Origin of the sequence: Moritella sp. PE36, assembly GCF_000170855.1 — a bacterium.
In the GTDB taxonomy this organism is placed as follows: Bacteria; Pseudomonadota; Gammaproteobacteria; order Enterobacterales; family Moritellaceae; genus Moritella.
Map to the genome: position 1 here is coordinate 1 of NZ_ABCQ01000091.1, position 9,567 is coordinate 9,567.

Sequence of the window (9,567 nt, forward strand, 5' to 3'; positions counted from 1 at the left end):
CCAGTAAATTGGCCATTATAATAGAAAGGTTCAGCAATACTTATCATCAATCCTCCCGTCGTAGCATCACTGTAAATGCCCGTAATTATTGTTGTGCCTTTTTGTTTTGCTTCTTTATACCAGTCGCGAGTACGTGGATCAAAGCTATCTAAACTTAGCTTGCCGTCGATCGCTGTAATTGCTTTACCGTCTTCATAAGCAGCTAAAATATCATTTGCATCGGTAGCGAGAAATACCTGTTTTACCATGAGTAATAATTGTTCATCATCACGAGGGATTGCAAAATCAGGGGCTGTTGCCACTAATCCTTTTTTGATGCCTTGGAACCAGCTATTAATTTTATTTGCAGTGCTAGCAACTTGTAGTTGTGAATATTTATCAATATTGCCTACGATAGAAGAAGATAATTGTCGGTAAGAAATAAAACTCGATATCACGAGTGAGGAGATAACTAGTAATATCACTACTGTAATGATACGGCCTTTAAAACTGGATAAAAAATTCACGTTAACTTAATCCTTACATAACGGTATTAGTTGATAGTAGAAGTCGCGAGTGTAGATATGGCACCTGTAGATATGCCCGCAGGATAATATCCATATGGTTGATTATTGTATATTTCTTTATATTATAATCTGTATCTAGATCACTTTAATTAAGCTACTTCTTTGTGGTTAACTCTAATATTTTACTTGTTAGTGTGGTTAATAACCAACTTCAGTGCGGATGGTAGTGTTATAAACTATTCATATGGGTAGTACAGGGTTATGAATTAACCCGTGTATTTGCTGTTGCGCACCTTGATTGATCTAGATCATGATCAAAGTAAAGCAAGGTAATCTTATTCGACACTACTACCAATACATTATACGCTCTTGTGCTTTCCAATCTTTATTTCAACTAATGGTCTTTTATATTATGAAATCTATCTTTAAACCGCTGTTATTCGTTTTTGTATCATTGTTTGCGCTTGCTGGCTGCAGCGAAGACAATAATCCAAAAGAAGGGAATGAATACGCTGTTATTCCCACGCCAATGTTTGATTTGCCTGATGTTGTCGAAATATTTTCTCTTGCGTGCGGTAATTGTAAGAACATGGAAGCCATGATCCCTGCAATTGAAGATATGACGAAAATAGAGATTGCTAAAACCCACGTAACCTTTAATGAAAGTGCGCAGCGTTCTGCTTATGTTTACTATGTTGCAGCGAATCAAAATAACGGAAAACCTAGTCATGAGATGATGACTGACTTGTTTACTTATACACAAAGTGGTGCTGGTGCAGACAAGCATGATCATGGTGAAAGTCAAGAGATTGAAGAAGCTGCTGAAGCGATGACACCTGCACAGAAAAAAGCAGAGATGATTACCATATTCGCAAAATACAACATGAAAAGCCCAATTGATTTAAGCGAAGCAGAGCACGAAGCGGTTTATCAAGCCATGGTTAAAGCAGAAACGATTGTAACGAACGCTAATATTGCATCTGTACCTGTTTTTCTCGTACAAGGTAAATATCTGGTTAACTCTAGCGCACATAAAACATTAGAAGACTTAGCCGCAACGATTACTTATCTGAACAGTTTAGATAAATAGTTTAGACAAGTAGCTTAGGTAAATAAGCGCTATTACATCTTATTTGTTAATCCTGAAAGGAGCGATACTTGTTTATTTACAGTGATGAGTGTGTACCGCTCCTTTTTTATATCAACTTTCATTCAAAAGTAGATCGTATCGTTTGTGAACGTAAATAACGATATTTGTAGATCGAATGATAAATTATATGGTTAAACTCATCTTTAACAGTAGACTTTATATCTAATGAATTTTATTATTCGTGAAATTTTTTACAAAGAAGTATGAACATGACATTAGCAGCAATTGATTACCGCGCTGAAAATTGCGGTGAAGCGTTTGTAAAATCGCTTCGTGACACAGGTTTTGGCGTATTAACTAATCACCCGATTGATCCGGCGTTAGTTCAAGCGATTTACACTGAATGGCAAGCATTCTTTGAAACCGAAGAAAAACACGATTTCTTGTTTAAACCTGAAACGCAAGATGGTTTTTTCCCTGCAACTGTTTCTGAAACAGCAAAAGGTCACAGTGTTAAAGATATTAAAGAGTATTTCCATGTATATACTTGGGGCCGTATTCCTGAGTCATTAAAAGAAAATATTCTAGCGTATTACGAGCAAGCTAATGCACTAGCCGCTGAATTACTGGATTGGGTTGAGGAATACTCACCAGCTGACGTATCAGCAAAATACAGCATGCCATTATCGAAGATGGTTGAAGCAAGTTCGCGTACATTATTGCGTGTTTTACATTACCCGCCAATGACAGGTAATGAAGAAGTAGGCGCAATTCGTGCTGCTGCACACGAAGACATTAATATGCTTACAGTGCTACCCGCGGCTAACGAACCTGGTTTACAAGTACTGAATCAGGATGGTAGCTGGTTAGACGTACCAAGCGATTTTGGTAATATCATTATTAATATCGGTGATATGTTACAAGAAGCGTCTGGTGGATACTTCCCATCAACAACGCATCGTGTGATAAACCCTGAAGGCGCGGACATGACTAAAGCGCGTGTTTCGTTACCGCTATTCTTACACCCTAAATCTGAGGTTGTATTGTCAGAACGTTATACAGCAGATGAATATTTAACTGAACGATTACGTGAATTAGGCGTGCTTTAATTCGATATACTTAATGCTGAAACTAAAAACCAACTCCATTGAGTTGGTTTTTTTATGCGTGTAAAGCGGGAGTAAGTTTTAGGCATAAAAAAACCTGCACCGTGGTGCAGGTTTATATAATAATTCGTTATTCTAGAGAGTTATTACATGTCTATGACGCCGGACAAGGGCTAATAACATCGGTATTTGAGATTAGAATATTTCCACCTGTCATTGCCGCTGCTGATGCACCTTCAGCAAACGTCACCACTTGAGTTTGCATTTCAATTCTTGCGTCTACAGCATCTTCATCAGTCACACCTGCAAATGTTGCTCCAGCTCCTGATGCCTGAATCAATGAACTGTGATGGCCTTTACTAAAGCGAACAGCGCCTGCTGTTGATGCAGTTGATGTCGGATCTAAGCAACCTAATTCAAGCAGTTTGATCAGTGTTTCAGTACCAGTCAGTGTCACTCCATTACCGTTAGGCAATACTTGGTCAGATTTGTTATTCATACCATCACCCACAATTTCAATTACGTGTAGTTTGGCAGTATTCGCTGCAAGTTTTGCGGCTATATTGATTGGATCAATTGGGTCTACCTGAGTTTGTATTGAGAAGAGTAACGATTCAACGATTTCATCTTCAGCATATTTCTGTGCAGCGGCATATTCAGCTGCTGTAGCATTGTCTTTGAAATCGACAACTCCTTTTGCTTGTGTTGCAGCTTCTTCATCCGTTGCTCCACTAGCAATTGCTTGTGCTGTAACAACCGTCTTCACCAACTCATCCATTAACATTGGACCAAAAGTGGCGCTGTCGTTGAATACAGACGCTAGACCGCCCGTTGGCGCAACAAGAGACACTGTTTTTAGGCCATATAAGTCATTCGCTGGTGTTTCTGGCGTGCCGTCAAGTGGATTGTGATCTACTAGGGTAGCGTCATTTGCATAAGCGGCAAATGAAGAACCCGTGATCGCACCTAGACTAAGCCCGTGCATTGAAACCTTCGATGGGTCAAACAGAGTTTGAGGTATAACAGCACCATCCGTAAATTCCGCAATCTGTAAACGTAGTGCTAATAAATCAGCTATCGCTTGGCGGAAGTTATCACGTACCGTTAAGCCACTTTCAATATTAATGAAATCAAGCGCTGTACCATTGGCATAAGATGCACCAAATTGAGCATCTGTGGCACTAATATCATAAATGCCATCCGTACCAGGACTTCCGTCTGCGAGTAAGTAATCAACACCGCGGCTACCGTGTAATGGCATATCAATGGCGATGGTTGCAATTCCTTGATCTGCAAATGCTTTGGCTGTTGCCAATGTTGTTTCTTTTAATGTACCTAATCCGTGTAAAGATATGTTAACCGGATAACCGTCTGCAGGACGCGCTGATTGAGGTATAGTTATTTGAACTTCAACTGTTTTACTTGGTTTTGCGTTATATACAACAGGTGTTACAAGAGGGTTGAAGCGAGTTAGATGCTTGAATGGATCTAAGCCGATATTACAACCCACTAGGGTTGCAGGAATGGCTAAATTTGCGCTAGGACAATTGGTTGTAACAGCCAGCCCAACGGTCGTAGGACTAGCGGCATATGCACCTAGAATTGTTATCGGGCTATCACCTAAGGCTGTCCAATAACTGCTTTTAGATTCAGTTTTCAAGTAGTAAGGCAGTTCAATGGTTGTGCTCAGTGGAGCAAAACCTACAGCAGCAGCTGCTGCATTTGCATCGGCAACCGTGATTGTAAGTGCTGCAGGGACTCCCGGCTTGTATGCTGTATACGCTGGTGCGCCTGCATCAGCAGCAGCCATAACAGTTTTCAGGATATTAATCACATCAGTTTCTGACTGGGTTGTAAATACACCGGTTGAGGTCACAGTGCTTGCATCAATACCAAGTGCTGTAATAATATCAGCATCATAGTGATTAACTAATTTTTGCAAACCCACGGCAGCGGCATCGGCCGCGTTCGAGGGATCACCAATAGGACTTTCTGCGAAGTCTTTCTTTATCAGTTGATAGGTAACACTACCGTTAACGGATTCGCCTGCACTGTCTTTAATCAAGTCCGTGGTTAAATACATGTAACTGGCATTTTCAGCAAACGGTTTTAAAGGTATTATTACAATAGAGGTACCATTCACTGCAGTTATAAAGTCTTTACCATTACCATATTCTAATTCGGGGCCAGTAACACCACAAACCGATAATGAAGGGGCGCCTTTACAATTCGCATCACTAGATAATGATATTGCACCACCAAGCATAACCGGAATAATACGCACCGCTCCTTCTTGTGTAATGCTTGAAGCATCTAACGTACGATCTTCGTATAAATCAACACCAATAACGATAGGTTGGATTGTTGACCAGCCGTCTAGTGCACCAATCGCATACGTATTATCATCATAAGTAATCACAGCACCTGAAGCCGCTTCAATGGCAGCTGTTTCATCTGGTAGTTGTAACGTTCCGTCAGTAGTACCGCTAAATAGCAAGTCATTAGGTAAAGATAAAATTCCACCTGATGGATCAAATTGTATGCGGCTACTCGTGTATAGCTTATTTTCTTCAACGTCTAATACTTCAGTATCTGAATTACAAGCGGTGAGGGCAAAGCTTGAGATGATTAATGAGGCAAGTATCTTTATTCGTGGCATCCTGTCCAACCTTAATTTTATAATCTACATAAAGAGATAACATTATAGAAATAGCAAGGTGGCCGTGTACATACAAAGTGAACAGGTTGTTTCGTTTGTGTTAACTCGTTGGCATAAAGTACGATTAATTCTAATTTTTATGTGAGATAGATCTCAATAAGCTAGACGAAAGTAGCAGGTATTACTTAATCATTATGTGTTAATAATGAGAATATTAACGAAATCATGCATATTTTATAACCAGTTAAGGGTATATATATTATGTAGTGCTAAATGGGTTTATTCAAATAGATGTGATAACGGGTCGGATGAGTGGGACGAAATTAAAGAGTTAACTATGATAGATCAGTTAACCTTTCTCTATTGCTTATTAATACTTATGGCTTCTTTCAAGAAGCATCAGCTGGTTATTTCCCATCAACGGCACACAGCGTTATAAATTCTGAAGGCGCTGACATGGCTAAAGTGCGCGTATCATTTTTTTTTGAAGTTTTTTTGTTCTCAATTTTATGTTTTCTTTACTAAACTCTCAGTATTAATGATGTTCAAAGGGTATTGGTAAATGTTAAAAACGGTTAATGGTTGTGCGCATGAATGGTTTATCTCACTAACCGAATCGGAAGATGAGGCGCAACTTAACGTTAGATTAATTGATTCGTTACAAGCTATTTTAAACACACAGAAAATTTCAGTCTTTGCGAGGGCAAATGCACTAACAGAGCAGAACATTACCTTAATTTCTGATAATTGCACCGGTAAAGAATTTACGCCTGAAAGTATTGATTCGTTGTATCTTAAATTACAAGATAATAAGATCCATACCTGTCTGTGCTCACAACTCCGAATAAGCTATATCCCAATCTGTCATTGTGAATCGGTAATTGGCTTTGTTGTTGCCGTGCATACAAAGGCAGAGATTTTAGATACCAATCAATTTGGCACGGCTGTTAATGTATTACACATTTATGCCAATCAACGCCATGTCCTGTTTAAAAATAGGCTTGATCCACTGACTGAATTACTTAACCGACAAACCTTTGAAAGTAAGCTGATGGAGGTGATCGCCGGTCATGATCACAATGAACGCCGCGAGCAGAGCGATGAACACTGTGCTTGGTATCTGGGTATGTTAGATATTGATAACTTTAAACAGGTGAATGACCAGTTTGGACATGTCATTGGCGATGAGGTCTTAATCTTAATTGCACGCTTAATTAAAACTAACTTTCGTAGTCAAGATTATATCTTTCGCTATGGCGGTGAAGAGTTTTCGGTGTTGTTTAAATGCGCAGCAGAAGATATCGCAGTACTTATATTGGAACGATTAAGGGGGATGATTGCGCAGTATATATTCCCACAAGTTGGGACTATAACCATCAGTATTGGTTTTACAGAATTAGAGAGTGGCAGAGTATTATCAACACTCGTTCAGCAAGCTGATGTAGCTTTGTATGACTCAAAACGTGCAGGGAGAAACAAGGTAACAAACTTTAAAAAAATTGAGGGTCAACATAATATTGAATGTGTCATCGAGCATGAACACGAATTGTTTAAATAAAACTAATTTTAATATAAGAAGTTAAATGAAAGGTTAAATCCTAAAAAAGCATCTGTTAATTATTTTATCACTAACAAATGCTTTTAAGTTTCATCTAATGTGCATATACATGTTGATAATTTTCAATACCGATTTCAGACACAAGTATTTGCGTAGCTTGCGCGTGACTCATCTTAGTATCTGCTTTTTCTACTAAGATCATAGCGGCAATATCAGCAAATCCAAACCCAGCCAAATTTAAATTAACTAACACGGATTGCATTGGTGATAGTGACGGATTAAAAGCGGCATTTTCAATATAACGGCCGGCAATCACAGTACCCGTTGTTGTTTTTAACGCAATACCTGCATGGCAATGACTATAAGGCGCATAACTGTCGTTTGCTGCTTTCAGTGCCGCTTGTACCAGTGTTGACTCGCTTGGTTGTTGCAAGGTTAAATTAACCGGTTTAGCTGCTAACAGTGATTCGCTAATACCTAGGTCAATTGGACCGAAAGAATCGGGTAGCAAAGTCGCTAAGGTTTTCACCCCTGTTGCCTTTAAATTGACACTTAACTCGGGTGCACAGTGTAACTCATTCATGAATTGACGACAGTGACCACACGGACTATCGGTGACCGTAATGTCTAAAATTGCAGATTCATGATGACTAAAGGCATTATTGATGGCCGCTTGTTCAGCATGAACACTGTTGAATAATGCTTGATGAGTAAATTCATAATTGGCACCGAAATACAGATTACCCGATCCTGCTCGTGCAATTGCGCCAACATTGAAGTCTGAGATGGGTGCAACAGAATAGGCGGCAGCTAGGGGTAATAAACTCAGTAATAGCTCAGGTGTTTCGAGCGCAGAATGCAGTTGTAAGAGGTCGACATCTTCAGCGTTAATAACACCCTTAAAATCAGGTTTAGAGATGATAGGTAGAACATGGCTTTGAAGTGATTCAGGTAAGCACGAAAGTGCGGTAAGGAGCTTTTCTTTCATAAAATTGGCCTTGTTAAAAAGTGGCACTGAATAGAGAATAAAATTCTATCTGAGTGCCACTTTGCAACTAAATCCGATTAATTACAAGGATAGAGCTCTAAATTATAAAACTTTTAGTACTAAACCGTTTAGATAATAACCTTCTGGATAGAAGCTAGCCGTTGGATGATCTGCCGCTTGTGATAAACGTTCAACGATATAAGCATCTTTACCTGCATCCAGTGCTGCATCTGCAACAATTTTCTGGAACAAACCGTCTTCCATTAGGCCTGAACATGAGAATGTTAACAGTGTACCACCTGGCTTAAGTACTTGCATGGCCACAAAGTTGATGTCTTTATAACCACGACAAGCCCCTTTCATTTGCGCTTTGTTTTCTGCAAATTTAGGCGGATCAAGAATGATGGTATCAAATGCACGGCCTTCTTCACGGTATTTACGTAGTAGTTTGAACACGTCAGCACGCTCGAACTCAGCTTTCGAAAGGTCTAGCCCGTTGTGCTCCATATTACGTTTGGCAATATCAAGCGCAGACTGAGATAGGTCTACGTTCGTAATTGATTTTGCGCCAGCTTGTAGTGCATAAACACCAAAACCACCAGTGTAGCTGAAGCAGTTAAGTACGTCTTTGCCTTTTGCATATTTTGCAGCTGCTTGACGGTTATCACGTTGATCAAGATAGAAACCAGTTTTGTGGCCACCTTTAATATCAACTTCAATTTTAACGCCGTTTTCTTCGATGATAACCACTTCAGGTGGCTCTTCACCTTTAAGTACGCCTTTTACTAGCTCTAGGCCTTCTTTTTTACGTACTGCTACATCTGAACGTTCGTAGATGCTGCATTCTGGGTAAAGCACGCTTAATGCTGCCACTAACGTGTCACGGTGAAATTCAGCACCGGCAGATAATAACTGACATACTAAGAAATCGTTGTAACGATCGATCGTGATACCTGGAAGGCTATCAGATTCCGCTGCGATTAAACGGTAGCCAGTTAGGCCTTTTTCTGCGATTAACTCATCACGTAATGATTGTGCTTGTTTGATGCGCTTTTCAAAGAATGCTTGATCGATTTCTACGCCACGGTCGAAATGCCACACACGTACACGAATTTGAGACTCTGGAGAGTAGCTACCAGATGCTAGCCATTCGCCGCCCGCACTCATGATATCAACTGTTTCACCAGCGGCTGCTTCGCCTTTCACTTTTGAAACTGCGCCAGAGAAGATCCACGGGTGTCTACGTTTAAGTGCTTTTTCTTTGCCTTTAGCAAGGATAATTTGAGCTGTCATTTAAATCTCTTATCGTTTTAAAATTTAGTTATAAATCATACGTTATATAACAGTAAAGGGACTCAGTGTGAGTCCCTTTAAAAGTCAGTGTCAGAATAGCCTCAATAGCTATTCGGATAACTGAACTTAATTACATTACGCGCATGCCAGGTTCTGAACCTTCATCCGGGTTTAGTACGAAGATATCGCTGCCGCCAGGGCCTGCAGCAAGTACCATACCTTCTGACAGTCCAAACTTCATCTTACGTGGCGCTAAGTTAGCAACCATAACCGTTAAGCGACCTTCAAGTTGCTCTGGCTCGTAAGCTGATTTGATACCCGCAAATACTTGACGCGTTTCGCCGCCTACATCTAAGGTTAGCTTAAG

At 40.0% G+C, this 9,567-nt stretch carries 6 protein-coding genes and 2 pseudogenes; 3 read left to right on the forward strand and 5 right to left on the reverse strand.

The window, feature by feature from the left end; all coding sequences use genetic code 11:
- A pseudogene (locus tag PE36_RS22950) lies at positions 1-506 on the reverse strand (methyl-accepting chemotaxis protein); the annotation flags it as partial.
- Positions 507-918: 412 nt separating this feature from the next.
- On the opposite strand from PE36_RS22950, the gene PE36_RS22955 reads away from it, so the two are divergent.
- Positions 919-1,596, forward strand: a complete 678-nt coding sequence (locus tag PE36_RS22955; RefSeq protein WP_232286630.1) for a thiol:disulfide interchange protein DsbA/DsbL — start codon at positions 919-921, stop codon at positions 1,594-1,596.
- Positions 1,597-1,865: 269 nt separating this feature from the next.
- A complete protein-coding gene (locus PE36_RS22960) occupies positions 1,866-2,705 on the forward strand; it encodes an isopenicillin N synthase family oxygenase (protein WP_006034510.1) in 840 nt (279 codons plus the stop codon).
- 151 nt (positions 2,706-2,856) lie between these two features.
- On the opposite strand, the gene PE36_RS22965 is transcribed toward PE36_RS22960, so the two are convergent.
- Entirely contained in the window at positions 2,857-5,361 is a 2,505-nt protein-coding gene (locus PE36_RS22965; RefSeq protein ID WP_006034511.1) for a VolA/Pla-1 family phospholipase, read from the reverse strand.
- 562 nt (positions 5,362-5,923) lie between these two features.
- Here PE36_RS22965 and PE36_RS22970 point away from each other — a divergent pair.
- Complete coding sequence (locus PE36_RS22970) at positions 5,924-6,919, forward strand: GGDEF domain-containing protein (RefSeq protein WP_006034512.1); 996 nt, start codon at positions 5,924-5,926, stop codon at positions 6,917-6,919.
- 94 nt (positions 6,920-7,013) lie between these two features.
- On the opposite strand, the gene cdd is transcribed toward PE36_RS22970, so the two are convergent.
- The 3 genes and pseudogenes from cdd to metG form a co-directional block, all read right to left on the reverse strand.
- The gene (gene cdd / locus PE36_RS22975; RefSeq protein ID WP_006034513.1) at positions 7,014-7,907 is read right to left on the reverse strand and encodes a cytidine deaminase; all 894 of its coding nucleotides are present in this window, start codon (positions 7,905-7,907) and stop codon (positions 7,014-7,016) included.
- Positions 7,908-8,009: 102 nt separating this feature from the next.
- Positions 8,010-9,200, reverse strand: coding sequence for a class I SAM-dependent methyltransferase (locus PE36_RS22980; RefSeq protein WP_006034514.1), 1,191 nt, complete (start codon positions 9,198-9,200; stop codon positions 8,010-8,012).
- A 130-nt stretch (positions 9,201-9,330) separates the two neighbouring features.
- A pseudogene (gene metG, locus PE36_RS22985) lies at positions 9,331-9,567 on the reverse strand (methionine--tRNA ligase); the annotation flags it as partial.

Coding starts and splice junctions, on each gene's coding strand:
- cdd (WP_006034513.1), bottom strand. CDS start 7,907: ATGAAAGAAAAGCTCCTTACCGCACTTTCGTGCTTACCTGAATCACTT.
- PE36_RS22955 (WP_232286630.1), top strand. CDS start 919: ATGAAATCTATCTTTAAACCGCTGTTATTCGTTTTTGTATCATTGTTT.
- PE36_RS22960 (WP_006034510.1), top strand. CDS start 1,866: ATGACATTAGCAGCAATTGATTACCGCGCTGAAAATTGCGGTGAAGCG.
- PE36_RS22965 (WP_006034511.1), bottom strand. CDS start 5,361: ATGCCACGAATAAAGATACTTGCCTCATTAATCATCTCAAGCTTTGCC.
- PE36_RS22970 (WP_006034512.1), top strand. CDS start 5,924: ATGTTAAAAACGGTTAATGGTTGTGCGCATGAATGGTTTATCTCACTA.
- PE36_RS22980 (WP_006034514.1), bottom strand. CDS start 9,200: ATGACAGCTCAAATTATCCTTGCTAAAGGCAAAGAAAAAGCACTTAAA.